Origin of the sequence: Serratia proteamaculans (genome assembly GCF_004684015.1) — a bacterium.
Lineage (GTDB): Bacteria > Pseudomonadota > Gammaproteobacteria > Enterobacterales > Enterobacteriaceae > Serratia > Serratia proteamaculans_F.
The window spans coordinates 92,329-117,634 of record NZ_SRIA01000015.1; the positions used below are offsets into that span (position 1 = coordinate 92,329).

The 25,306-nt window shown below is 53.7% G+C and carries 27 protein-coding genes and 1 other annotated feature; of the genes, 19 read left to right on the forward strand and 8 right to left on the reverse strand.

Annotated elements, in window-relative coordinates:
- Window positions 1-14: 14 nt before the first annotated feature.
- The 5 genes from E5C26_RS10750 to ghoS form a co-directional block, all read right to left on the reverse strand.
- Window positions 15-875, reverse strand: coding sequence for a metal ABC transporter permease (locus tag E5C26_RS10750; protein WP_135316284.1), 861 nt, complete (start codon window positions 873-875; stop codon window positions 15-17).
- Entirely contained in the window at window positions 875-1,735 is an 861-nt protein-coding gene (gene yfeC / locus E5C26_RS10755) for an iron/manganese ABC transporter permease subunit YfeC (RefSeq protein WP_046373759.1), read from the reverse strand. The genes E5C26_RS10750 and yfeC overlap by 1 nt, the downstream gene beginning before the upstream one ends.
- The gene (locus E5C26_RS10760; RefSeq protein WP_135316285.1) at window positions 1,735-2,625 is read right to left on the reverse strand and encodes a manganese/iron ABC transporter ATP-binding protein; all 891 of its coding nucleotides are present in this window, start codon (window positions 2,623-2,625) and stop codon (window positions 1,735-1,737) included. Before E5C26_RS10760 ends, yfeC begins: the two co-directional genes overlap by 1 nt.
- Window positions 2,622-3,566 carry a metal ABC transporter substrate-binding protein gene (locus E5C26_RS10765; RefSeq protein ID WP_135316286.1) on the reverse strand — a complete coding sequence of 315 codons (945 nt, stop codon included), beginning with the start codon at window positions 3,564-3,566 and terminating at the stop codon, window positions 2,622-2,624. The genes E5C26_RS10760 and E5C26_RS10765 overlap by 4 nt, the downstream gene beginning before the upstream one ends.
- Before the next feature lie 131 nt (window positions 3,567-3,697).
- Window positions 3,698-3,997 (reverse strand): type V toxin-antitoxin system endoribonuclease antitoxin GhoS, encoded by a 300-nt coding sequence (gene ghoS, locus E5C26_RS10770; protein ID WP_135316287.1) that lies wholly within the window; start codon window positions 3,995-3,997, stop codon window positions 3,698-3,700.
- A 109-nt stretch (window positions 3,998-4,106) separates the two neighbouring features.
- On the opposite strand from ghoS, the gene E5C26_RS10775 reads away from it, so the two are divergent.
- The 6 genes from E5C26_RS10775 (at window position 4,107) to E5C26_RS10800 (ending at window position 11,909) form a co-directional block, all read left to right on the forward strand.
- Window positions 4,107-4,772 (forward strand): transglycosylase SLT domain-containing protein, encoded by a 666-nt coding sequence (locus E5C26_RS10775; RefSeq protein WP_099065527.1) that lies wholly within the window; start codon window positions 4,107-4,109, stop codon window positions 4,770-4,772.
- A 308-nt stretch (window positions 4,773-5,080) separates the two neighbouring features.
- Window positions 5,081-5,806: a gluconate 2-dehydrogenase subunit 3 family protein gene (locus E5C26_RS10780; protein WP_135316288.1), complete on the forward strand. Its 726-nt coding sequence runs from the start codon at window positions 5,081-5,083 to the stop codon at window positions 5,804-5,806.
- 2 nt (window positions 5,807-5,808) lie between these two features.
- Window positions 5,809-7,590, forward strand: a complete 1,782-nt coding sequence (locus E5C26_RS10785; RefSeq protein WP_135316289.1) for a GMC family oxidoreductase — start codon at window positions 5,809-5,811, stop codon at window positions 7,588-7,590.
- Window positions 7,591-7,602: 12 nt separating this feature from the next.
- A complete protein-coding gene (locus E5C26_RS10790; RefSeq protein WP_167796641.1) occupies window positions 7,603-8,922 on the forward strand; it encodes a c-type cytochrome in 1,320 nt (439 codons plus the stop codon).
- Between the two features lie 420 nt (window positions 8,923-9,342).
- A complete protein-coding gene (locus E5C26_RS10795; protein WP_135316291.1) occupies window positions 9,343-10,626 on the forward strand; it encodes an HAAAP family serine/threonine permease in 1,284 nt (427 codons plus the stop codon).
- A gap of 149 nt (window positions 10,627-10,775) precedes the next feature.
- Window positions 10,776-11,909, forward strand: a complete 1,134-nt coding sequence (locus E5C26_RS10800; protein WP_135316292.1) for an ABC transporter substrate-binding protein — start codon at window positions 10,776-10,778, stop codon at window positions 11,907-11,909.
- Window positions 11,910-11,944: 35 nt separating this feature from the next.
- Here the strand turns inward: E5C26_RS10800 and E5C26_RS10805 are convergent, their stop codons facing one another.
- Both E5C26_RS10805 and E5C26_RS24790 read right to left on the reverse strand, forming a co-directional pair.
- Window positions 11,945-12,634 carry a MarC family NAAT transporter gene (locus tag E5C26_RS10805; protein ID WP_135316293.1) on the reverse strand — a complete coding sequence of 230 codons (690 nt, stop codon included), beginning with the start codon at window positions 12,632-12,634 and terminating at the stop codon, window positions 11,945-11,947.
- A 127-nt stretch (window positions 12,635-12,761) separates the two neighbouring features.
- Window positions 12,762-13,127, reverse strand: a complete 366-nt coding sequence (locus E5C26_RS24790) for a hypothetical protein (protein ID WP_240775968.1) — start codon at window positions 13,125-13,127, stop codon at window positions 12,762-12,764.
- A 144-nt stretch (window positions 13,128-13,271) separates the two neighbouring features.
- Between E5C26_RS24790 and E5C26_RS10815 the strand changes: the two genes are divergently transcribed.
- The 9 genes from E5C26_RS10815 to ihfA all read left to right on the forward strand — a co-directional run bounded on the left by E5C26_RS10815 (window position 13,272) and on the right by ihfA (window position 21,347).
- On the forward strand, window positions 13,272-13,898 hold the full coding sequence (locus E5C26_RS10815) for a hypothetical protein (RefSeq protein ID WP_135316294.1): 627 nt from the start codon (window positions 13,272-13,274) through the stop codon (window positions 13,896-13,898).
- 222 nt (window positions 13,899-14,120) lie between these two features.
- The gene (thrS, locus tag E5C26_RS10820) at window positions 14,121-16,049 is read left to right on the forward strand and encodes a threonine--tRNA ligase (RefSeq protein ID WP_135316295.1); all 1,929 of its coding nucleotides are present in this window, start codon (window positions 14,121-14,123) and stop codon (window positions 16,047-16,049) included.
- Window positions 16,050-16,052: 3 nt separating this feature from the next.
- A complete protein-coding gene (infC, locus tag E5C26_RS10825) occupies window positions 16,053-16,604 on the forward strand; it encodes a translation initiation factor IF-3 (RefSeq protein ID WP_013812633.1) in 552 nt (183 codons plus the stop codon).
- 98 nt (window positions 16,605-16,702) lie between these two features.
- On the forward strand, window positions 16,703-16,900 hold the full coding sequence (gene rpmI, locus E5C26_RS10830; protein WP_135316296.1) for a 50S ribosomal protein L35: 198 nt from the start codon (window positions 16,703-16,705) through the stop codon (window positions 16,898-16,900).
- A 43-nt stretch (window positions 16,901-16,943) separates the two neighbouring features.
- Window positions 16,944-17,300: a 50S ribosomal protein L20 gene (gene rplT, locus E5C26_RS10835; RefSeq protein ID WP_004943595.1), complete on the forward strand. Its 357-nt coding sequence runs from the start codon at window positions 16,944-16,946 to the stop codon at window positions 17,298-17,300.
- A 114-nt stretch (window positions 17,301-17,414) separates the two neighbouring features.
- Window positions 17,415-17,538 (forward strand) — a sequence feature (Phe leader region).
- Window positions 17,421-17,465 carry a pheST operon leader peptide PheM gene (gene pheM, locus E5C26_RS24705; protein ID WP_197724622.1) on the forward strand — a complete coding sequence of 15 codons (45 nt, stop codon included), beginning with the start codon at window positions 17,421-17,423 and terminating at the stop codon, window positions 17,463-17,465. (Overlaps the previous feature by 45 nt.)
- Before the next feature lie 122 nt (window positions 17,539-17,660).
- Window positions 17,661-18,644: a phenylalanine--tRNA ligase subunit alpha gene (gene pheS / locus E5C26_RS10850; RefSeq protein WP_135316298.1), complete on the forward strand. Its 984-nt coding sequence runs from the start codon at window positions 17,661-17,663 to the stop codon at window positions 18,642-18,644.
- A gap of 14 nt (window positions 18,645-18,658) precedes the next feature.
- Complete coding sequence (gene pheT / locus E5C26_RS10855; RefSeq protein ID WP_135316299.1) at window positions 18,659-21,046, forward strand: phenylalanine--tRNA ligase subunit beta; 2,388 nt, start codon at window positions 18,659-18,661, stop codon at window positions 21,044-21,046.
- A gap of 4 nt (window positions 21,047-21,050) precedes the next feature.
- Window positions 21,051-21,347, forward strand: coding sequence for an integration host factor subunit alpha (gene ihfA, locus E5C26_RS10860; RefSeq protein ID WP_004943604.1), 297 nt, complete (start codon window positions 21,051-21,053; stop codon window positions 21,345-21,347).
- Window positions 21,348-21,563: 216 nt separating this feature from the next.
- On the opposite strand, the gene E5C26_RS24890 is transcribed toward ihfA, so the two are convergent.
- Window positions 21,564-21,695, reverse strand: coding sequence for a hypothetical protein (locus tag E5C26_RS24890; RefSeq protein ID WP_260516244.1), 132 nt, complete (start codon window positions 21,693-21,695; stop codon window positions 21,564-21,566).
- Window positions 21,696-21,926: 231 nt separating this feature from the next.
- Here E5C26_RS24890 and E5C26_RS10865 point away from each other — a divergent pair, with 231 nt between their 5' ends.
- The 4 genes from E5C26_RS10865 to btuD all read left to right on the forward strand — a co-directional run bounded on the left by E5C26_RS10865 (window position 21,927) and on the right by btuD (window position 24,942).
- Entirely contained in the window at window positions 21,927-22,385 is a 459-nt protein-coding gene (locus E5C26_RS10865; protein ID WP_135316300.1) for a DUF2502 domain-containing protein, read from the forward strand.
- A gap of 175 nt (window positions 22,386-22,560) precedes the next feature.
- On the forward strand, window positions 22,561-23,568 hold the full coding sequence (gene btuC, locus E5C26_RS10870; protein WP_135316301.1) for a vitamin B12 ABC transporter permease BtuC: 1,008 nt from the start codon (window positions 22,561-22,563) through the stop codon (window positions 23,566-23,568).
- A gap of 41 nt (window positions 23,569-23,609) precedes the next feature.
- Window positions 23,610-24,161: a glutathione peroxidase gene (locus tag E5C26_RS10875; protein ID WP_135316302.1), complete on the forward strand. Its 552-nt coding sequence runs from the start codon at window positions 23,610-23,612 to the stop codon at window positions 24,159-24,161.
- Window positions 24,162-24,186: 25 nt separating this feature from the next.
- Window positions 24,187-24,942, forward strand: coding sequence for a vitamin B12 ABC transporter ATP-binding protein BtuD (gene btuD / locus E5C26_RS10880; RefSeq protein ID WP_135316303.1), 756 nt, complete (start codon window positions 24,187-24,189; stop codon window positions 24,940-24,942).
- Window positions 24,943-25,306: the final 364 nt, after the last annotated feature.

Consider the following 25,306-nt stretch of genomic DNA (forward strand, 5'->3'; position numbering starts at 1 on the left):
CACCGCCGCCGGTCTCAAGGTTTGACGTTGATTAAGCTTTCGTCGTGACGTTGTAATGGCCTGAACTTGCTGTAGAGCAGGGCGACCACAAACAGTATCGCCTGGACGATCACAATGCAGGGGCCGGTGGCTCCGTCGATGTGAAAACTGATCAAGGTACCGAGCACGCAGGAGAATACCGACACCACCGTGGCGACCATCAGCATGCGATCGAAGCTGCGGCACAGCATAAAGGCAATAATCCCAGGAGCGATTAACATCGCAATCACCAGAATCACCCCGACCGCCTGCAGCGAAGCGACAATGGTCAGCGCCAACAGGCACAGTAACCCGTAGTGCAACAGCTTGACCGGCAGGCCGATCACTCTGGCATGGTTGGGATCGAAACAGTAGAGCATCAGATCCTTGCGTTTGAGCAGCACCACCAACAGGGTAATACCGGCCATCAGCAGCGTCTGTTTCAGTTCGGCATCGGTAATGCCCAACATATTGCCGAACAGAATGTGGCTCAGATGCTGGTCGGTATCGACGCGTGAAAACAACACCAGCCCAAAGGCGAACATGCCAGAGAATACGATGCCCATCACCGTATCTTCTTTCACCCGACTGTTTTCTTTCAGGTAACCGGTGGCGACCGCGCAGAAAATACCGGAGAAAAACGCGCCGATCACCACCGGGATACCGAGCACGAACGCCAGCACGATGCCGGGCAGCACCGCATGCGAAATGGCATCGCCCATCAGTGACCAGCCCTTGAGTACCAGATAACAGGACAGCACCGCACAGACCACGCCGGTGACGATGGCGGCCAGGATCGCCCGCTGCATAAACGGATAAGCAAAGGGTTCGCTGAGCAGTTGATACAGGGTTTCCATCAGTGGCCTCCGGTCTGTTCACGTGCTACGCGGCGTTTGGATGCCAGCAGGCCGTGTTTGGGGGCGAAGAAAAAGGCGGCCAGGAACACCAGCGTCTGCAGGGTCACGATCACCCCACCGGTCGCGCCGTCGAGGAAGAAGCTCAGGTAGGCACCCAGGCCGCTGGTCAATGCGCCGATCACGATGGCGATAATCACCAAGCGACTGAAGCGGTCGGTCAGCAGATAGGCGGTTGCCCCCGGCGTGATGACCATGGCGATCACCAGAATCGCGCCGACGGTTTGTAATGCCGCCACGGTGCAGGCGCTGAGCAGGGTGAAAAACAGGATCTTCAAGCGCAGCGGTGACAGGCCGATCGACACCGCGTGGTTTTCGTCAAAGAACACCGCCAGCAGATCTTTCCACACCAGACACAGGATCAGCAGTGATACGCCGATGATAATCTCGACCTGCAACACGTCTTCATCGGCAATACCGAGAATATTGCCGAAGATAATCGACTGCACGTTAACCGAGGTGGGATTGAGCGAAACGATCAGCAGGCCGACGGCGAAGAAGGTGGAAAAGATAAAGCCGATAATCGCGTCTTCACGCAGGCGAGTGACGTGGCGTACCAGCGTCATGGCCAGTGCGGCCAGCATGCCGGTAAAGAAGGCCCCGGCGGCGTAGGGCAGGCCCAGCGCATAGGCACCCGCGACACCAGGCACCACCGAGTGCGACAGCGCGTCGCCCATCAGCGACCAGCCTTTCAGCATCAGGTAGGCCGACAAGAACGCGCAGGCGGCGCCGACGATGGCGCTGACCCAGATGGCTTTGACCATATAGTTGTAACTGAAGGGTTGCAGCAGAAGTTCCAGCATCAGGGTTGTTTCTCCTTTGGCTGGCTTTGCGCCGGCGGGTCACTCTTGGTGTGGCCGTAGAACACCGCCGGACGCTCGTCATCGGTCAACACCGTCAGGGTGCGCGGGTCGTTGTCGTCGTGCAGGTCCGGGCCGGACAGGTTGATATGGCGCAGTACGCCGCCGAATGCCTGTTCCAGGTTGCTTTGGGTAAAGGTAGTTTCCGTCGGCCCTGCGGCCAGCACCGTACGGTTAATCAGGATCACCCGATCGCAAAACTCCGGCACGCTGCCCAGATTATGGGTGGAAACCAGGATCAGGTGGCCTTCATCGCGCAACGCGCGCAGCAGATCAATAATGGCATTCTCGGTTTTGACGTCGACGCCGGTAAAGGGCTCGTCCAGCAGCAGAACCGTCCCTTGTTGAGCCAGCGCCCGCGCCAGAAAGACGCGTTTTTTCTGCCCGCCGGAAAGCTCGCCGATCTGGCGGGTGCGCAGTTCGCTCAGGCCAACGCGCTCCAGCGCCTTATCGACCCGCAACCGGTCTTCCTTTGAAGGAATACGCAGGAAGTTCATCTTGCCGTAGCGGCCCATCATCACCACGTCTTCCACCAGTACCGGGAAATTCCAGTCAACCTCTTCGGTTTGCGGGACATAGGCAATCACGTTTTTCTTCAGCGCCTGCGCGACCGGCTGCTCGTTGAGCTGTACACGGCCGCTAGTGGGCTTGACCAGCCCCATAATGCTTTTGAACAGGGTCGACTTACCGCTGCCGTTGACGCCAACCAGTGCGCAGATGGCACCGCCGCTCAGGGTGAAACTGGCGTTGTGGATCGCGGTATGGCCGTTGTTGTAGGTGACGGTAACGTCGTCCACGCTCAATTCAGGGCGGACAAAAACCTCGGTGGTCATTGATCAAATCCTTTGGCAATGGTTTGTACGGTGACATTGAGCAGGTCGATATAAGTTGGCACCGGGCCACCCTGAGCAGACAGTGAATCGACATACAGCACACCGCCGTATTTTGCGCCGGTCTCTTTAGCAACCTGTTTGGCCGGCTTGTCGGAAATGGTACTTTCGCTGAAGACCACCGGGATGTGGTTGGCACGCACGGCGTCGATCACCCGGCGAACCTGCTGCGGTGAGCCTTGCTCATCGGCGTTGATTGGCCACAGATAGACTTCTTTCAACTGATAGTCTTTTGCCAGATAGCTGAAGGCACCTTCACTGGTTACCAACCAACGCTGGGCTGCTGGGATGCGTGCCAGGCGTTCGCGCAGCGGTGCGTCCAACGCGGCAATTTTGGCGGCATAGGCTTTGGCATTGCGGTTATAGGTTTCAGCATTGGCCGGGTCGTGTTGCACCAGTGCCTTGCGGATGTTTTCGATATATACCAGCGCGTTGCTGGCAGACATCCAGGCGTGCGGATTCGGGTTGCCGTTATAAGGGCCTTCTCGGATCGGCAGTGGGGTGATGCCTTCGGTGACTACCGCGGCAGGTACCTGTTTGATGTTCTCAAAAAAACGCTGGAACCAGCGTTCCAGATTCATGCCGTTCCACAGGATCAGGTCGGCGTGCTGTGCCTTGACGATATCGCGCGGCGTTGGCTGATAATCATGGATTTCCGCGCCCGGCTTGGTGATTGACTCCACCACGGCGGCGTCACCGGCCACGTTCTGGGCGATATCCTGAATGATGGTAAAGGTGGTCACCACGCGCAGCTTTTTTTCCGCCAATGCGGCATGGCTGGCGAGGCCGGCGGTCAATAACAGGCACAGCAGGGCGACAGGGCGGAAAATACCCCTGGACTGACTAATGGCTAGACGGGGAAAAGCGCGTTGTTTCATAAACATGGTGACGTCTCCAGGCTCAAATGAAAATGATTATCAATATCAAATAGAGCAAAGTCAAGCGTCACCTGCCGGCGAACTGCCGGTTATTTACTCAATGGAAAAAATAATACCGCCCGGTGAGTTATAGCATTTTATGTATCAGTATGTAACCGCTTAACATAGTCGTCGTAGGTGACAATTTCGACCTCAGGAATTTTACCCAGCGCCACCTGCCCAAGCTTCTGTGCCAGTAGCTGCACATCCTGTTGATCCAGTGGGGTTATCAGCGCAAAGCTGTTGCTGCCCAGCTCATGTGGAACGCCATTTTCGTCTGCCACCGACGTGACAAATCCCTGAAGGGTTAATTGTCCTGTCAGCTTGGCCAAATCAGCTAATCCTTCTTCTTGATAGCGAAAAGTCACCACAAAACACGTTGTTGCAGATTGACTCATAAATCACCTCTTGGTATACGAGTAGCTTGAGATTAGACCAAAAAAAGCGTACAGGCGTCCTTACAAGTTGTATATGCTACGCAACTCATTGAAAGGAGTGAGGGATTCTGTGAAAACAAAAATAGGTTGCCTGACGGCAATTTTGCTTTTGTCGGGTTGTGCCAAAGACCCCCAAACAGCAAACAATATTTCAGGCAGTGGCACATCGCGTGGTGGTTGGTTAAAGACTCCCCCGCAGGCTCCAGTTAACCGTACGGGGACACCGGTAGCCTATAACGATTACATTCGTCAGGCCGCTAACAGCTATGGCGTTGACGAAACGCTGATTAAAGCGATTATTCAGGTAGAGTCCGGGTTTAACCCGAATGCAGTCAGTACCTCGAACGCAGTGGGATTAATGCAGCTGAAACCTTCAACCGCCGGGCGTGACGCCTATCGTCTTAAAGGAAGAAGCGGGCAGCCAAGCTCGCGTGAGTTGAAGGATCCGGCGGTTAATATTGATCTGGGAACGGCCTATATCAATATTCTTCAAAGCCAGCAGCTAGCCGGGATTAACGATCCACAAACATTACGTTACGCCACCATCGTTTCTTATGTGAATGGGGCAGGCGCCATGCTGCGTACCTTCTCATCGGACAAGCGTGTGGCGGTTAATCGCATTAACCAGATGAGTCCGGATGAGTTCTACCAACACATCCAGAAAAAGCATCCGGCCCCACAGGCGCCACGCTATTTATGGAAGGTCACCACGGCCTACCAGGCAATGTCGCCCTAGTTCAGATTTCTTTGCTAAATCGGCCCCTTAATGGGGCCGGTTTTTTATTGGCGCAGGGTAAAAGCGCGATGCATCTCCCATTTTTCGTTATTTCCCATCCTGTTACCTGAAAAACCGCACGAATAGTTAATTTTACATTAACCTGCAAATCTTTACGTTCATTCAATAAGTTACCGGTAACATTGTGGCGTCCGCTCACATTCTGAGCTTCAATAAATATACAAATAAGTAACAATTTATGTTTAAAACCCGCATCGACCGCAAGGTTGAGGTTAAATAGTTGTGATTATCTTTGGATGGAATGTGATATGTCGGACGATAAAACTAACAATTCACGGCGCGATTTCCTGCTGAAATCGATGACTTTAATCCCCGCAGCGGTGATTGGCGGCAGCGGCGTTAGCGCGCTGACAGCCTCAGTCCCGGCAGTCGCGGCAACAGACACCCCGAAAGCAAGCGACTACCAGCCTACGTTCTTCACCCCGGAAGAATGGGCCTTCGTCAAGGCGGCTGTGGCACGCCTGATCCCGGCCGACGATCGTGGCCCTGGCGCGCTGGAAGCCGGCGTGCCGGAGTTTATCGATCGTCAGATGAATACCCCGTACGCCACCGGATCCATCTGGTATATGCAGGGGCCGTTTAACCCGGATGTCCCGAAGGAAATGGGTTATCAACTGCCGCTGGTGCCGAAACAGATCTACAACCTGGGCATTGCAGATGCGGATGCCTACTGCAAGAAAACTACCGGTAAACCTTTTGCCGAGCTGGACGCCGCACAGCAGGACGCGCTGTTGCAGAAGTTTGAGTCCGGCGAAGCCGAGTTTTCGCAGTTGCCTGCCAAGCTGTTCTTCTCCTATTTGTTGCAAAACACCCGCGAAGGTTTCTTCAGCGACCCGATCCATGGCGGCAATAAAGACATGGTTGGTTGGAAGCTGATTAATTTTCCGGGCGCGCGCGCCGACTTTATGGACTGGGTTGAACGAGGGGAACGTTATCCCTTACCCCCGGTATCAATTCGTGGGGAGAGGGGGTAACAATGGCAACGGTAATGAAAAAAGTAGACGCGGTGATCGTCGGCTTCGGCTGGGTGGGCGCCATTATGGCCAAAGAACTGACCGAGGCCGGCCTCAACGTGGTGGCGCTGGAGCGCGGCCCGATGCGCGATACCTATCCGGATGGCTCCTACCCGCAGGTGATCGACGAACTGACCTATAACATTCGTCGCAAACTGTTCCAGGATTTGTCAAAAAGCACCGTGACCATTCGTCACAATACCAGCCAGACGGCGGTGCCTTACCGCCAGTTGGCGGCGTTCCTGCCGGGCACCGGCGTCGGTGGCGCAGGCCTGCACTGGTCTGGCGTGCATTTCCGTATCGATCCTATCGAGCTGCGTATGCGTAGCCACTACGAAGAACGTTATGGCAAAAGCTTCATTCCGAAGGACATGACCATCCAGGACTTCGGTGTCACCTATGACGAGCTGGAGCCCTTCTTCGACAAGGCGGAGAAAGTGTTCGGTACCTCCGGCACCGCCTGGACCGTCAAGGGTCAGAAAATGGCACCGAAGGGCGGTAACCCCTTTGCGGCTGATCGTTCCGACAACTTCCCGTTGCCGGCGCAGAAGAATACTTTCTCTGCGCAAATGTTTGAGAAAGCGGCGCGGGACGTGGGCTATCATCCTTATAACCTGCCTTCTGCCAACACCTCGGATTCTTACACCAACCCTTATGGCGCGCAGATGGGGCCGTGCAACTTCTGTGGTTTCTGCAGTGGTTACGCCTGCTATATGTATTCCAAGGCCTCGCCGAACGTCAATATTCTTCCGGCATTGCGCATGGAGAAACGCTTCGAGCTGCGTACCAATGCCAACGTGCTGAAGGTGAACCTGACCGACGATAAATCTCGCGCAACCGGCGTCAATTATATCGACGCGCAGGGCCGTGAAGTCGAACAGCCGGCCGAACTGGTGATCCTGGGCGCGTTCCAGTTCCATAACGTTCACCTGATGCTGCTGTCCGGCATCGGTAAACCTTACGATCCGGTGACCGGAGAAGGTGTGGTTGGGCGTAACTTCGCTTACCAAAACCTGACCACCATCAAGGCGTTTTTCGACAAGGACGTGTTTACCAACCCGTTCATTGGTGCTGGTGGTAACGGCGTGGGCGTGGATGATTTCAACGCCGACAACTTTGATCATGCCGAAGCCGGCTTCGTTGGCGGTTCGCCATTCTGGGTCAACCAGGCGGGCACCAAACCGATCTCCGGCTTGCCAACCCCTCCGGGCACCCCGGCCTGGGGCAGTAAGTGGAAAGCGGCGGTGGCCGATGCCTATACCCATCATGTGTCGATGGATGCCCACGGTGCACACCAGTCGTATCGCAGCAACTATCTGGATCTCGATCCTACCTACAAGAATGTGTTCGGCCAGCCGCTGCTGCGCATGACGTTCGACTGGCAGGAAAACGACATCAAGATGGCGCAATTTATGTACGACAAAATGGCGCCGATCGCCAAGGCCATGAACCCGAAACTGATTTCTGGCAGCCCGAAAAATGCCAACAGCCATTTCGATACCACCAGCTACCAAACTACCCATATGAACGGCGGTGCGGTGATGGGCGAGGATCCGAAGACCAGTGCGGTGAACCGCTATTTGCAAAGCTGGGACGTGCATAACGTGTTCTCGATCGGCGCGTCAGCCTTCCCGCAGGGGCTGGGTTACAACCCGACCGGCACCGTGGCCGCGTTGGCTTACTGGTCTGCCCGCGCTATTCGCGAGCAGTATCTGAAAAACCCAGGCCCTTTGGTGCAGGCATAAGGACGGCGACTGATGAAAGCATTTGTTCCCGCACTGGTTCTCAGTGCACTGAGTTTTTCCGTTTGGGCGCAGGACGCCACGGTCAGCAGCGAGTTGATCAAACGCGGCGAGTATCTGGCGCGTGCCGGTGACTGCGTGGCCTGCCACACCAACGGCAAAAGCGGTAAAGAGTTTGCCGGTGGCCTGGCGATGGAAACGCCGATCGGCACCATTTACTCCACCAATATCTCACCGGACAAGAAGACCGGCATCGGTGATTACAGCTTCGAAGACTTCGACAACGCGGTACGTAAGGGCGTCGCCAAAAACGGCAGCACCCTGTACCCGGCGATGCCTTATCCGTCGTTCGCGCTGGTGAAAGAAGACGACATGCGCGCCATGTATGCCTACTTCATGCACGGCGTGCCGGCGGTGGAGCAGGCCAACAAGGATTCCGACATCCCCTGGCCGCTGTCAATGCGCTGGCCGCTGAGTATCTGGCGCGGCATGTTTGCGCCATCACCGGCGGACTTTGTGGCTGACACCAAGGCCGATCCGGTGATTGAGCGGGGTCGCTATCTGGTGGAAGGGTTGGGCCACTGCGGCGCCTGCCATACGCCACGCAGCATTACCATGCAGGAAAAAGCGCTGAGCAATAACGACGGTGACAACTATCTGTCCGGCAGCAATGCGCCGATCGACGGGTGGGTGGCATCCAGCCTGCGCGGTGACAACAAGGATGGGCTGGGAACCTGGAGCGAAGCCGAACTGACCGAGTTCCTGAAAACCGGCCGTAACGATAAGTCCATCGTGTTTGGCGGTATGAGCGACGTGGTTGAGCATAGCCTGCAGTATCTCAGCGATGAGGATCTGACGGCGATTTCGCGTTACCTGAAAACGCTGCCGCCGAAAGACGGCAAGCAGCAGGCCGCACCGGTAGAAGACAGCGTAGCCAAGGATCTGTGGCGCGGTGACGACAGCAAGCCCGGAGCGGCGTTGTACGTCGATAACTGTGCTGCCTGCCACCGCACCGACGGCGTGGGTTACAAGCGTGCCTTCCCGGCGCTGAAGGGCAACCCGGTGGTGCAGACCGAAGATGCGACCTCGTTGATCCACATCGTGCTGACCGGTAACACCACGCCGGCGGTGAAGGGGGCAGTATCCAATATCACCATGCCACCGTTTGGCTGGCGCCTGAACGACCAGCAGGTAGCAGAAGTGGTTAACTTCATTCGTTCCAGCTGGGGTAACAGCGCCAAGCCGGTCAGCGCCTCAGACGTGGCCAGCGTGCGTAAAGACCAGAAGGATATGGGTAGCGCCGCCGTACCGGAACATCCGGACGCCAACAAGTAAGTATCCTCCCAGGGCCTCGTTAGAGGCCCTGGATATTGCTGACAAAGCAGGAAAAAGCGTGGTTTTTCCTACTTTGTGGTTATCAGCCGAAAATCAAAAATTGATTTTCCTGGTTTTTTATTTGCCGACCTATGCCCACTCTGTTCCGGATTACGGTTTGTCATTAGTCTGCAGGGCCTCGTTAGAGGCCCTAGTTTTTTGTGCTGCGCAGTAGATTTTTACAGCGATTATTGTTCGACAAATAGCCACTCAACCAGTGAAAGATAGACCTGGGCAGCGTTTTTAATTATCCTTTGCCGTCCTTTTACCAGGCATAAGAGTGAAATTCTGATTTAACACACTGATTATTATTAAAATTCGCGGAGAAGGATATCCCGTTAGGCGAACTCGTTGTCGCTGCAGATTAAGGTAAGCTTTCCTATGAGTACGATTTCTCCCGATACCGGCACGCTGGTTTCCGCTCAGCCGGGCAAATGGAACAAGACGGATACCGTTTGGATGTTTGGCCTCTACGCCACTGCGGTGGGGGCTGGCACGTTGTTTCTGCCGATCAATGCCGGCCTGAACGGCCCGCTGGTGCTGCTGTTGATGGCACTGTTCGCTTTCCCACTGACCTATTTACCGCACCGCGCACTGAGCCGCTTTGTGCTTTCCGGCTCCAGCCGTGACGGCAATATCCATGATGTGGTGGTCGAGCACTTTGGCGTGCTGGCCGGTAAAATCATCATGGTGTTGTACCTGATGGCGTTCTTCCCGATCGTGCTGGTGTACAGCATTTCTATCACCAACGCGCTGGACAGCTTCCTGACCCATCAGTTTCACCTGACGTCGCCACCCCGTATCTGGCTGAGCCTGGCGGTGGTGGTGGTGCTGAACCTGGTGCTGCTGCGCGGTAAAGACGGCATCGTATCGGCAATGGGCGTATTAGTGTTCCCACTGTTGGTATTTTTGATGGGCATTTCGCTGTACCTGATGCCGACCTGGCAAACCGCCAATTTTGTCAGTGGTCTGGCTAACACTCAGTTCAGTAGCCCGGACCTGTGGCATTCGTTGTGGTTGGCGGTGCCGGTCATGGTATTTTCCTTTAGCCATGCGCCGATTATTTCGTCCTTCGCTTCGACCCAAAAGGGCCTGTATGGCGAACTGGCTGAACGCCGCTGCGCGCGTATCATGCGCTACAGCTACGTGCTGATCTGCGTCACCGTGTTGTTCTTTGTCTTCAGTTGCGTACTGAGCCTGTCCCACGAGGATATGCAGCAGGCGAAAGATCAAAACATTACCGTGCTGACCACGCTGGCGAATAAATTTTCCAACCCTTTGATCGCTTATTTGGGGCCGATGATGGCGATGCTGGCGATGGCCAAGTCCTACCTGGGCACCTCACTGGGGGTGACCGAAGGGGCGACCAGCCTGATTGACGGCCTGACGCGCGCAGTCGGCAAACCGCTAAGCTCGCGCATTACGCACCGTATTTCTGCCGTGTTGTTGTTCCTGCTGACCTGGGCGGCGACGGTCTGGAACCCGAGTGCGTTGCATATCATTGAAACCATCAGCGGCCCTCTGATCGCGGCGATCCTGTTTATTTTGCCGATGTATGCGGTGCGTGCGGTACCCGCCATGCGTCGTTATCGCGCGCTGAGCAATGTCTTCGTACTGGTGATGGGGCTGATTGCACTGTCGGCGCTGATTTACGGCCTGATTTAACCTGACTGGTGCGCCGGTTCCGGCGCACCACCTTGTTGCTGTTCACATCTCTTTTCAATTAAACGAAGACTCGTCTGGCGCCAGCTTTGATAATGGGAGCAATTCTCATTATTATTTCTGAATTGATTTCCCACGCTAAGGAGTTTTACGTGCACCGTCGAATAACCCTGCTGGCTTTCGCCTGCGCCTGTGGTCTGTCTACTCAGGTGATGGCGACCACTTATCCGCTTACCCTGACCGATACCGCCGGTCAAACCCTGACGATTAAACAAGAGCCGAAACGCATTGTGGTGCAGGATGGGCGCGATATTCTGACGCTGGCTTTGCTGGACCGTGCCGACCCCTTTAGCCGGCTGGTGGCGTGGAACAATCTGCTGAAGAAGAGCGATGGCGAGACCTGGAAAATTCTGCAAAGCAAGTGGCCAGAAGCCAACAACATTATCGATATGGGGTTTAGCGACAAGGGCGAGATTAACCTGGAAAGCGTGATCGCCAAACATCCCGATTTGATGGTGGCACAGCTGCGCTCCAAGCCTTCATTGAGCCAAACCGGTGTACTCGACCAGCTGCAAGCGCTGAATATCCCGGTGTTGTTTATCGATACCATGCTGAAACCGGTGGAGAACACCCCGAAAAGCATTACGTTGCTGGGTGAAACCCTGAACCGTGAAAGTGAAGCGAAACAGTACACCGACTTTTATCAGCAGCACTATCAGAGCATCCTCGATAAAACCAAAACGGTAGAGCCAAAGCCGCTGGTGTTTATTGAAGCCAAAGCTGGCCTGAACGGGCTGGAGTCTTGCTGTTTCACCCATGCACATGTCGGTTGGGGTGGGATGATTGAGGCGGTAGGCGCACGCAACGTGGGTTCGGAACTGTTACCGGGCGCGACGGGCGACGTCTCGCTTGAGAAAGTGATCAGCATGAAGCCGGATGCCTATATTGTCTCCGGTTCCCAGTGGGCCAGCAAAACCAACGCCGCAGTGCCTTTTGGCTATGGAGTGACGCAACAGCAGGTGGATGCTGCGTTCAACGCAATGAAACAGCGTCCTGGTTTTGCCCAGCTTTCGGCGGTAAAAGACGGTCGCTTCTATGGCATCTATCACAATTTCTACAATCACCCGTACAATATCGTTGGGCTGGAGTATTTGGCGAAGTTCATCTATCCGAAGCAGTTCAAGGATTTGGATCCGGCGAAAACCTACAGTGAGATCCTCAGCCGTTTTACCGAAGTGCCGGAAGGCAAGGGCATTTTAGGCGCGCAGGCGCCGGCAGGTAAGTAAGTGAAGCGGGCGCGGGTAGCGCCCGTATTCATAGGTCAGACAACGGCAGGGGTATAGGTGGAGATGATCTCCAATATGCCGTTGATAATAAATTGCACACCCATACATACCAGCAGGAAACCCATCAGGCGTGAGATCGCCTCAATGCCACTTTGCCCCACCAGCCTCATGATGGCGCCAGAGCTGCGCAGGCAACCCCATAAAATCAGGGCTACCGTCAGGAAGATGGCCACTGGCGCAACCAGCAGCACCCAGTGCGCAAACCCCAGGCTGTTCTCTTTGACGCTCGATGCGGAGCTGATGATCATCGCAATGGTTCCCGGACCGGCAGTACTGGGCATCGCCAGCGGCACAAAGGCGATATTGGCCGAGGTTTTTTTGCGCAGCTCATTGCTTTTGCTTTCAACCTCTGGAGCCTCATCCGCACTTTGCTGCGGGAACAACATGCGAAAGCCAATAAACGCCACAATCAGCCCACCGGCGATCCGTAAGCCGGGAATAGAGATACCGAAGGTGTTCATGACCAACTGGCCGGCATAGAACGCCACCGTCATGATAAAGAACACATAGACCGAGGCCATCAGCGATTGCTGGTTGCGCTCTTCGCGGGTCATATTGCCCGAAAGACCGAGCAATAGCGCGACCGTGGTCAGCGGGTTGGCCAGCGGCAGCAGTAGTACCAAACCCAGTCCAATGGCCTGGAATAACTGCAGAATACTCGTCATGGGTCAGACTTCCTGTTTTCAGTGAATGTTGTGACGCAGCATAAAGTCCTACCCTAACTTGCCGTGCGTTCCGCGGCAACGGTAGGGAAGCGGCCTGTAAATATAGATGAAGGGGATTTGCAGCTCATTATCCCTGAGTGCTGGAGGGGGCCAGCTCGGGAAGCACGTCAGTGTTGGCATCATCGTCATTCACACAATCGCTGGTTATCTCCTGCGCATCCTCACACTCGATAGGCGGTTCGTTTACCGCAATGGCTCTCGGGTGGCGGTCTGCCCCCAGGTGTAATAATGCAAAAATAGCCACCAGCACGATGCAAACGCCAACGAGTAACTTCAATAACCGATTCATGATGCGGGATGCTGTCTCAACTCTGCCGTTAGTGGCATCAGAATAGCGGGAGTGGGGGATGTTCGCCATAGCTGATTTGTCAGTGGGAAATACATCGATGCCCTTTTTATCGTGTTCCGGCGCGGTGATTTCCGGCACTGTCATAGGGTGTTGTGTTGTTTTTTTTTGTTTTTTATGGCCCTTTCACCGGAAGTTTTCCCTGAGTTGCTTCTATTTCGCATTAATTGCCACGATCCCCAGGTACAGACAAATACCATAGGCGCGCTTTAAATAATAACGAGAGTGACTATGAAACATAATCTGCAAATTTTACTGGGAAAAGTACGCCACTTTCTGCTTTGCAGCCTGCTACTGGCTGGCTTGGTGGGCCTGATTTTTATCGACGTGCACTGGTTGCATAATTTTGTTTATGAAACCTCGTTAACTGAAATAGCTCAGGAGTTGATTCTTGCCGCCATAGCATCCTGTTTTTTCATGGTGGCATACAGGGATGCTGTTTATCGGCCAGCGTGGATGTTGATCGGCGGTTTCTTTCTGTGCATGCTGATTCGAGAGATGGATTTTGCCTTTGACAGGCTTTGGCATGGCTCCTGGATCTGGTTTGCTGTGGCGGTTGCAGTGATTTGTTTGTGGTATGCATCACGTCATATCGCGACTACATTGCAGGGGTTGGTGCATTTTGTGACGCACCCGAGCTACGGCATGATGTGTGCTGGCCTGCTGTGCATCTTGGTGTTTTCACGGCTGTTCGGCATAAATTTACTGTGGCAGACATTGATGCTCGATGGTTACAACCGGGTGGTGAAGAATATGGTAGAAGAGGGCTGTGAAGTCCTGGGGTATTCCCTGTGCCTGATTGCCACTCTGAGTTACCTGAAAGACTATTTATCGTCGCGAACTGCAGCTATTCGCTGACTGGATCTGAATTGCAGTTTATTTATCCGAAACAATTTTAGTGATAGTATCCACTTAGCCAAATATGGCTGTGAAGGTATGCTTTCCATTCTGCGTACCCGGTTAGGTATCAATCTGGCAATTGTGGGCGAGATCTGAAACCTAACTGACTAAATCCCAACCCAATTTTCGTACTGCATGTGATCTGTCGTGAGGGTCACCACTGTAGATAAGGAATTATTAATGCCTGTTATTACTCTTCCTGACGGCAGTCAGCGTCATTTCGCAAACCCTGTTTCCCCCCTCGATGTTGCCCTTGATATCGGCCCAGGCCTGGCGAAAGCTTGTATTGCCGGCCGTGTAAACGGTGAATTGGTTGATGCCGGCGATCTGATCGAATCAGATGCGCAACTGGCGATCATCACCATCAAGGACGCCGAAGGCCTGGAAATCATGCGCCACTCCTGTGCGCACCTGCTGGGCCATGCGATCAAACAACTGTGGCCAGACACCAAAATGGCGATCGGTCCAGTGATCGACAATGGTTTCTATTATGACGTTGATATTGACCGTACCCTGACACAGGAAGACCTGGATCTGCTGGAAAAGCGGATGCATGAGTTGGCCGACAAAGATTATGACGTCATCAAGAAAAAGGTTAGCTGGCAAGAAGCTCGCGATACCTTCGCTGCGCGTGGTGAAGACTACAAAGTGGCCATTCTGGATGAGAACATCAGCCATGACGACCGTCCTGGCCTGTATCACCATGAAGAATATGTCGACATGTGCCGCGGTCCGCACGTGCCGAACATGCGTTTCTGCCATCACTTCAAACTGCAGAAAACTTCAGGCGCTTACTGGCGTGGCGACAGCAAAAATAAAATGCTGCAGCGCATCTACGGTACGGCCTGGGCAGACAAGAAACAGCTGAATGCCTACCTGCAGCGTCTGGAAGAAGCCGCCAAGCGCGATCACCGCAAGATCGGCAAGCAGCTCGACCTGTACCATATGCAGGAAGAAGCGCCGGGCATGGTGTTCTGGCACAACGATGGCTGGACTATTTTCCGCGAGCTGGAAGCCTTTGTACGCATGAAGCTCAAAGAGTACCAGTATCAGGAAGTGAAAGGGCCATTTATGATGGACCGTGTGCTGTGGGAAAAAACCGGCCACTGGGAAAACTATAAAGACGCCATGTTCACCACCTCGTCGGAAAACCGCGAGTATTGCATCAAGCCGATGAACTGCCCGGGGCACGTGCAGATCTTCAACCAGGGCCTGAAGTCTTACCGCGATTTGCCGCTGCGTATGGGCGAGTTCGGCAGCTGCCACCGTAACGAACCTTCGGGTTCTCTGCATGGCCTGATGCGCGTGCGTGGTTTCACCCAGGATGACGCCCATATCTTCTGTACTGAAGAGCAGGTGCGTGCCGAAGTGAACGAATGCATCAGAATGGTCTATGATGTCTACGGCACCTTTGGCTTCGACAAGATTGCGGTAAAACTTTCAACCCGTCCTGAGAAGCGCATTGGTACTGACGATATGTGGACTCGTGCGGAAGAGGATCTGGCTGCGGCGCTGACTGAAAACGGGATTCCGTTTGAATATCAGCCGGGTGAGGGTGCCTTCTACGGACCGAAAATTGAATTTACTCTGCATGATTGTTTGGATCGTGCATGGCAATGTGGTACCGTGCAGCTCGATTTCTTCTTACCGGGCCGTTTAGGCGCATCGTATGTTGGCGAAAACAACGATCGCGTGGTCCCGGTAATGATTCACCGTGCTATTTTGGGCTCCATGGAGCGTTTCATCGGTATCCTTACCGAAGAATACGCAGGGTTCTACCCAACCTGGATTGCTCCGGTACAGGTGGTGGTGATGAATATCACCGACAGCCAGTCTGATTATGTCCAGCAATTGACCAAAAAATTGCAGGAAGCAGGTATTCGCGTTAAAGCGGACTTGAGAAATGAGAAGATTGGCTTTAAAATTCGCGAACATACTTTACGACGGGTTCCTTACATGTTGGTGTGCGGTGATAAAGAGGTCGAATCAGGCAAAGTTGCCGTTCGTACCCGCCGTGGCAAAGACCTGGGAAGCCTGGACGTAAATGAAGTCGTAGACAAGCTGCTAAAAGAGATTCGCAGCCGTAGTCTTCATCAACTGGAGGAATAAAGTATTAAAGGCGGAAAACGAGTTCAACCGGCGCGTCCTAATCGCATTAACAGAGAAATTCGCGCGCAAGAAGTTCGCCTAACCGGCGTCGATGGCGAGCAGATTGGTATTGTCAGTCTGAATGAAGCTCTTGAAAAAGCTGAGGAAGCGGGCGTTGATTTAGTAGAAATCAGCCCAAATGCCGAACCGCCAGTTTGTCGAATCATGGATTACGGCAAATTCCTCTACGAGAAGAGCAAGTCGACAAAAGAACAGAAGAAGAAGCAAAAAGTTATTCAGGTCAAGGAAATCAAATTCCGTCCTGGTACCGATGATGGCGACTATCAGGTAAAACTACGCAACCTGATTCGCTTTCTGGAAGATGGCGATAAAGCCAAAATCACCCTGCGTTTCCGTGGGCGTGAAATGGCGCACCAACAGATCGGTATGGAAGTGCTTAACCGCGTCCGTAAAGATCTGTGTGAAGATTCTGATTTGGCCATTGTCGAATCCTTCCCTACGAGGATCGAAGGCCGTCAGATGATCATGGTGCTCGCACCGAAGAAGAGGCAGTAAGGCCTCCAAGTAATAAAACCCACGCAGCGCTTGCGTTGTGTGGGTTTTATTCGCCTAACTGATTCGTTGTTTAACAATGCGAAGTGGATTTAATTAAAATGCCAAAGATTAAAACTGTACGTGGTGCAGCCAAGCGCTTCAAAAAAACCGGCAGCGGTGGTTTTAAGCGCAAGCATGCTAACCTGCGTCATATTCTGACCAAAAAAGCAACCAAGCGTAAACGTCACCTGCGTCCGAAAGGCATGGTGTCACAAAACGATCTTGGCCTGGTTACTGCGTGCCTTCCGTACGCATAAGCCATTTTTTTTGAATCTAGAATAAGACTTTAGGAGAGAGCATATGGCTCGCGTAAAACGTGGTGTAATTGCACGCGCACGTCACAAGAAAATTTTAAAACAAGCGAAAGGCTACTACGGTGCCCGTTCGCGCGTTTATCGTGTTGCCTTCCAGGCAGTAATCAAAGCAGGCCAGTATGCTTACCGTGACCGTCGTCAACGTAAGCGTCAGTTCCGTCAGCTGTGGATTGCACGTATCAACGCAGCTGCTCGTGTGAACGGCCTGTCTTACAGCAAATTCATTAACGGCTTGAAAAAAGCTTCTATTGAAATTGACCGTAAGATCCTGGCTGACATCGCAGTCTTCGACAAAGTGGCCTTTGGCGCACTGGTCGAGAAAGCGAAAGCAGCACTGGCGTAAGTCAGTTATTAAAGAGGGAGCTTGCTCCCTCTTTAATCTTTGTTTTTCAGCGACAAATACTGACTTTTATTGACCGCCAGCGTATCTCTGGTGGACAATCATCGACAAGGTAACGCAATCATGAACTCTGTTATTTTTCGTTTCTTTTTTTACTTTAGCGCCTGATTTCTGGAGGCTTCGGCGTAAGAGAAGAAACGAAAAGTAGCGCCTAAGCCTCCCCTGTGGAGGCTTTTTTGTTTTTGGCCATCTCCAGTCATTGCCGGGCTATAACTTAAAATGCTTTGGAGTTGAGCCAAAGGCGTGTTCGAATAATAGATAACAATTACTTAGAGCCATATCGGCCAGAGGAAGAGGAAAGCAATGCCACATCTCGCAGAGCTGGTTGCCAATGCCAAGGCAGCCGTAGAAGATGCCCAGGATGTTGCCGCGTTAGATTTGGTACGCGTCGAATATTTAGGCAAGAAAGGCCATTTTACTTTACAGATGCAATCGCTGCGTGACGTGCCGGCAGAAGACCGCCCGGCGGCTGGAGCGGTGATCAACCAGGCGAAACAGGCGGTGCAGGAAGCGCTGAACGCGCGTAAAGACACGCTGGAATCTGCTGCGTTGAATGAGCGTCTGGCGGCAGAAACCATCGATGTTTCCCTGCCGGGCCGTCGTATGGAAAACGGTGGACTGCATCCGGTGACCCGCACCATCGACCGAATTGAAGCTTTCTTCGGCGAACTGGGCTTCTCCGTAGAGACCGGGCCTGAGATTGAAGACGACTATCATAACTTCGACGCGCTGAATATTCCGGGCCACCACCCGGCGCGCGCCGATCACGATACCTTCTGGTTCGATGCTACGCGTTTACTGCGCACCCAAACTTCTGGCGTGCAGATCCGCACCATGAAGGAGCAGCAGCCGCCAATCCGCATTATTGCGCCGGGTCGTGTTTACCGTAATGACTACGATCAGACGCACACCCCGATGTTCCATCAGATGGAAGGCCTGATTGTCGACAAGGACATCAGCTTCACCAACCTGAAGGGCACGCTGCATGATTTCCTGAATAACTTCTTTGAAGAAGATTTGCAGGTTCGTTTCCGTCCTTCTTACTTCCCGTTTACCGAACCTTCCGCTGAAGTAGATGTGATGGGCAAAAACGGCAAGTGGCTGGAAGTTCTGGGCTGCGGCATGGTTCACCCGAACGTGCTGCGCAACGTGGGTATCGATCCGGAAGTTTATTCCGGCTTCGCTTTCGGTATGGGTATGGAGCGTCTGACGATGCTGCGTTACGGCGTTACCGACCTGCGTGCGTTCTTCGAAAACGATCTGCGCTTCCTCAAACAGTTTAAGTAAGGCGGGAATATTACATGAAATTCAGTGAACTCTGGTTGCGCGAGTGGGTAAACCCGGCCATCAGCAGCGAAGCATTATCCGATCAAATTACCATGGCCGGCCTGGAAGTGGACGGCGTGGAGCCGGTAGCCGGTGCCTTTAATGGCGTAGTTGTGGGCCATGTCGTTGAGTGTGGTCAGCATCCGAACGCCGACAAACTGCGCGTGACGAAGATCAACGTGGGCGGCGATCGCTTACTGGATATCGTCTGTGGGGCGCCAAACTGCCGCACAGGTCTGAAGGTAGCGGTTGCTACCGTGGGCGCGGTGCTGCCAGGCGATTTCAAAATCAAAGCCGCCAAACTGCGAGGTGAGCCTTCGGAAGGGATGCTGTGCTCGTTCTCTGAGCTGGGTATTACCGACGATCACGACGGTATCATTGAGTTGCCGGAAGACGCGCCGATTGGCACCGATATCCGTGAATACCTGAAGCTGGATGACAACGCGATCGAAATCAGCGTAACGCCGAACCGCGCCGACTGCCTGGGCATTATTGGCGTGGCGCGCGATGTGGGCGTATTGAACCAGGTTGCCCTGACCGAACCGGACATGAGCCCGGTTGCAGCCACCATTAGTGATACGCTGCCGATCCGCGTAGATGCGCCACAGGCATGCCCGCGTTACCTTGGCCGCGTAGTGAAAGGCATTGACGTCAAGGCCGCCAGCCCATTGTGGATGCGCGAGAAACTGCGTCGCTGCGGCATTCGTTCTATTGATGCGGTGGTGGATGTCACCAACTACGTGCTGTTGGAACTGGGGCAGCCAATGCATGCCTTCGACCTGAACCGCATCGAAGGCGGTATCGTGGTACGTATGGCCAACGTTGGGGAACCTCTGACGTTGCTGGACGGTACCGAAGCCAAACTGAATGCCGATACCTTAGTGATTGCCGATCACCAGAAAGCCCTGGCGATGGGCGGTATCTTCGGTGGTGAACACTCAGGGGTGAATGAATCCACCCAGGACGTGCTGCTGGAATGTGCGTTCTTCAATCCGCTGGCCATTACCGGCCGTGCACGCCGTCAGGGGCTGCACACTGATGCTTCTCATCGTTACGAGCGCGGTGTTGATCCGGCGCTGCAGTACAAGGCGATGGAGCGTGCGACTCGTTTGCTGATTGATATCTGTGGCGGCCAGGCCGGTCCGGTTATCGATGTAACCACCGAAAGTGAATTGCCGAAGCGCGCTACCATTACTTTGCGCCGTGAAAAGCTGGATCGCCTGATTGGCCATGTGGTGCCAAGCGAGCAGGTCAGTGACATCTTGCGTCGTCTGGGTTGCCAGGTGACCGAGCAGGGCGATAACTGGCTGGCGGTTGCACCGAGCTGGCGTTTCGATATGGAAATCGAAGAAGACCTGGTAGAGGAAGTGGCGCGTGTTTACGGCTACAACAACATTCCTGACGTACCGGTCCGCGCTGACCTGATCATGACCAAGCACCGCGAAGCCGATCTGACGCTCAAACGCGTGAAGACCATGCTGGTCGATCACGGTTACCAGGAAGCGATCACCTACAGCTTTGTTGATCCTAAAGTACAGGCCTTGCTGCACCCGGGCGAGGAAGTGCTGATCCTGCCAAGCCCAATCTCGGTAGAGATGTCCGCCATGCGTCTGTCGCTGTGGACTGGCCTGCTGTCCGCGGTGGTTTATAACCAGAATCGCCAGCAGACGCGTCTGCGCCTGTTTGAAAGCGGCCTGCGCTTTGTCCCTGATACTGCGGCAAATCTGGGTATCCGTCAGGACGTCATGCTGGCAGGGGTGATTGCGGGCCATACGCATGAAGAACATTGGGATCTGGCGCGTAAGCCAGTCGACTTCTATGATTTAAAAGGGGATCTGGAGTCTGTTCTGGAACTGACCGGTAAATTATCCGAAATTCAGTTCAAGGCAGAGGCTAATCCGGCCTTGCATCCAGGGCAAAGCGCGGCCATTTATTTCCAGGGCGAACGTGTAGGTTTCATCGGTGTGGTTCATCCGGAACTTGAACGTAAACTGGATCTTAACGGCCGCACAGTGGTGTTTGAACTGGAGTGGGACAAGGTCGCAAGCCGCGCTGTGCCTCAGGCGCGGGAGATTTCTCGCTTCCCGGCAAACCGTCGTGATATCGCCGTTGTGGTGGCTGAAAACGTCCCCGCAGAAGATATTTTGGCAGAGTGTAAGAAAGTTGGCGCAAATCAGGTAGTTGGCGTAAACTTGTTTGATGTGTACCGTGGCAAGGGCGTGGCAGAGGGTTATAAGAGCCTGGCTATCAGTCTGGTATTGCAGGATACCGCTCGTACACTGGAAGAAGAGGAGATAGCCGTTACCGTTGCAAAATGTGTAGAGGCTCTAAAACAGCGATTCCAAGCATCCTTGAGGGATTGAACCTATGGCGCTTACTAAAGCTGAAATGTCAGAACACCTGTTTGAAAAGCTTGGGCTTAGCAAACGGGATGCCAAAGACCTGGTAGAACTGTTTTTCGAAGAGGTTCGTCGTGCTCTTGAAAACGGTGAGCAGGTTAAACTGTCAGGTTTTGGCAATTTTGATTTGCGTGACAAGAACCAACGTCCGGGGCGTAACCCGAAGACCGGCGAAGACATTCCGATTACGGCGCGTCGAGTGGTCACTTTCCGTCCAGGGCAAAAGCTGAAAAGTCGGGTAGAGAACGCCAGTCCGAAAGAGTAAGTTGCGTGAAACCAAAAAAGGCCGCTTTTGCGGCCTTTTTCTTTTTTAGAGGCAAATTTCGGTTTATTCTTAGACTACAGAAAATAAATACGCCTACCCGATAAAATTGACGTCAGCTCTTCATATTAAAATAATATATTGCTTGCGGATTATTCTTATGGTTATTTTGTCTTTTAGACGTGGTTAAAATAAATCAGGGGCCGAAGCCCCTGAAAATTAATAGTGACTGTAGTAGTGGCCAGATCCGCCGCCACCACGATGGCCACCACCGTGAGGCCCGAAGCAGCAGGCGCTTAGCGCCGTGCTCAGTACCGCAACAGTCAATAGCAGTCCAATGCGTTTAATCATAATAGTGTCTCTCTGGTGGGTGTTGGCTATTATTATAAATGGCGTAGGATATTTGTTATGTCAGCTATTCGTTAACGGTTGTTAATGGCTATTTATTCAAACAATAAAAATTGAATGTATGGAATCTGTAAGGGAGATGAAAACGATCTGAAAATAGGCATTGGTGAGATAGGCGCGAAATAAGCACACTGATATAACCCCCTCAGCAAGAAAATAAAGTCGGAGCGTACAATGAAAAAGATCCTGTTGCTGGTGTGTTTACCGCTGCTGCTGCCGGTGGCTGCTCAGGCGGATGTCTCTATCGATATCAACGTGCCGGGGGTTGCGGTGCATCTGGGGGACCAGGACCGTCGGGGCTACTATTGGGATGGTTATGACTGGCGTCCGCCGCAATGGTGGCATGAGCACCAGGGGCGTGGCATGGGTGAACGCAATAATCGGGGTATGTATTGGGATGGCGGTCGCTGGCAATCCTCGCCACCGCGTGGCAACGATCATCGTGGCCCTGAGCGAGGCGGTAACCCGTTCCACGGTGAGCGCGATAATCGTAACGACGGCGACCATCATGACAATGGTAACCATCATGACAACGGCGATCGCGACAATGGCCGTGGTAATGGTAATGGTAATGGTAATGGCAATGGCCACGGTAAACCTTACCCGCAAAACGATAACGACCCTCGTCGCTAATTGATTCAACGGCGGCTGATTTTGCCATCACTTGCGGGTGACTGGCAGGATTAGCTGCTGTTTTCCTGCGATTCACCTGATGCAATGCTTTCCCTTCGGCTACTAACCCCCTAATATTTGACCCAGACGTCAATTATTCGGCCGCCTCAGCGGCCAGCAGGGAATCGCCACGCCTATGTCAGCCAGCCAGACCTTTACCTTATTGCTGCACAAACAACGCCATCGCGATAAACGCCAACTGTTGCTGCTAACGCTGGGTGTTGCCGTGGCTTTTGTTTTCAGCCTCAGCGCGGGCGACGTTTGGCTTTGGCCCTCACAGTGGTCGGGTGAAGCCGCGCAGCTGTTTGTCTGGCAGTTGCGCCTGCCGCGTGCGCTGGCAGTGATGTTGGTGGGGGCCAGCCTGGCGGTAGCCGGGGCGGTGATGCAGTCGCTGTTTGAAAATCCGCTGGCCGAACCGGGTTTGCTGGGTGTCGCCAACGGAGCCGGGGTGGCATTGGTGTTGACGGTGCTGCTGGGTAACGGCCTGCTGCCGGTAGCGTTAATGAGCCTGAGCGCCATTGCCGGTGCGCTGATCATGACCTTCCTGCTGCTGAGTTTTGCCCGACGAAAACGTCTGACCAATGCACGTTTACTGCTGGTGGGGGTTGCCTTGGGCATAGTGTGTAGCGCGGTGATGACCTGGGCGGTATATTTTAGTTCCAGCCTGGACCTGCGTCAGCTGATGTATTGGATGATGGGCGGTTTTGGCGGTGTCGACTGGCGGCAGAAATGGCTGGTGCTGGCGTTGTTACCGGTGCTGCTTTGGCTGTGTTGCCAGGGCAAGGCGCTAAACTTTATGGCACTGGGCGAGGTACAGGCACGTCAGCTCGGGCTTTCCCTGCACCTGTGGCGTAATTTACTGGTACTGGCTATCGGCTGGCTGGTAGGCGTCAGTGTAGCCTTGGCCGGGGTGATTGGCTTTGTCGGACTGGTGATACCGCATATGCTGCGTCTCAGCGGCCTGACCAATCAGCGATATTTATTGCCGGGTTGCGCACTGGCGGGTGCCGGTGTGTTGCTGGCGGCCGATGTGGTGGCGCGTATTACGCTGCTGTCGGCTGAATTACCCATCGGCGTGGTAACCGCCACGCTGGGGGCACCGCTATTTATCTGGTTACTGACCCGGGTAAAAAGCTTAAGGTAGTTTCTCTGTTCACCTGCAAGTAAAACAAGAGGATAAGCTCCATGACTCAAGCGATTTATGACATTCCGCTGAACACTATCGAAAATCAATCCACCACGCTGGGCAAATATAAAGGCAGTGTGTTGCTGGTGGTTAATGTGGCTTCGGAATGCGGCCTGACCAAGCAATATGCTGGGCTGGAAGCCCTATACGAAACCTACCGTGACCAGGGGTTTGAGGTATTGGGCTTCCCATCCAACGAGTTCCTCGGGCAGGAGCCTGGCAGCAACGAAGAGATCCTGGCGTTTTGCCGTGGCACCTTTGGCGTTGAGTTCCCGATGTTTGCCAAGCTTGAAGTGAACAGCGAAAACCGCCATCCGTTGTACCAGGCACTGATTGCTGCCGAACCGCAGGCCGTGGCGCCGCAGGACAGTGGGTTCCTGGAGCGCATGAGCAGTAAAGGCCGGGCACCGAAACAAACCGGTGACATTCTGTGGAATTTTGAGAAATTTCTGATCGGACGTGATGGCAAGGTGATCCAACGTTTCTCCCCGGACATGACACCGGAAGATCCTGTGTTGGTGGCCGCCGTCAAACAGGCGTTGGCCGAGTAATATAAAGAAGGAGCGATAATTCATAATGCTGCAACTCAGTCAGGTTGGGGTAGAAGGGCGTCTGTCCCCGTTTTCAGCACAGGTCGATGCTGGGTTGCAGTTTCACCTTATTGGTCCGAACGGTGCCGGCAAAAGTACACTGCTGGCGTGCCTGGCGGGCATACTGCCCGGCACGGGCGAGATCCTGCTGGCAGACCAACCGCTGGCGGGTTATCAGGGCAATGAGCTGGCTCTGCGCCGTGCTTATTTAAGCCAGCAACAGCCACCGGTGGCGCTGATGCCGGTATTCCAGTATCTGGAACTGCATCGGCCTGTAGGGAGCACGGAACAGGCGCTGGAGAGCACCATTGTTTATCTGTGCCAGCGTTTAAAATTGATGGACAAGCTGCCGCGCATGCTGACTCAGTTGTCCGGCGGTGAATGGCAACGGGTGCGGCTGGCCGCGGTATTGCTGCAGGTTTGGCCGACGGTCAATCCTCATAGCCAACTGTTGCTGCTGGATGAACCGACCAATAGTCTGGACGTAGCGCAGAAGGTGGCGCTGGATCGACTGCTGCGTGAGTTTTGTCAGAGTGGGCGCAGTGCGTTGGTTTGCGCGCACGACCTTAATCATACCTTGCAGCAGGCCGATCGGGTCTGGTTGCTGCATGCCGGGCGTCTTGTCGCGCAGGGAACCACGCGGGAAGTGATGGAGCCGGTACTGCTTTCACAGATCTATGACGTGGATTTTCACCTGCAGGCGGTGGGCGATCAACGCTGGATTATGACCAAAACGGCATAATGTGTTAGTGCATTGAAAATGCGACTTAAACGAAAAATAAACGGACCTGATATAAATAGCCGGGTAACGACCGGCTTTATTTTTCCACCGCTCTAAAAATTACCTCATCAATCTTGAAAACCGTCGCTGACGTGCTACGATGATTGAGTTCAAACAAAATAATTAAATAATCACATATAACTATAACTAATTGATTATCAAATCAATTTAATTTAATGATGATGGCCCCCGCAGATCAGATAGCTAGCTGATAATAAATCGCATCTTAAGGTTTAGTTAAGCTTGCGGCCGTACATTGGCAGTTAATCCACCAGGAACGATTCTCTCTGGCGTTTAATATTCGTTAAATAAAAGAGATCTACAG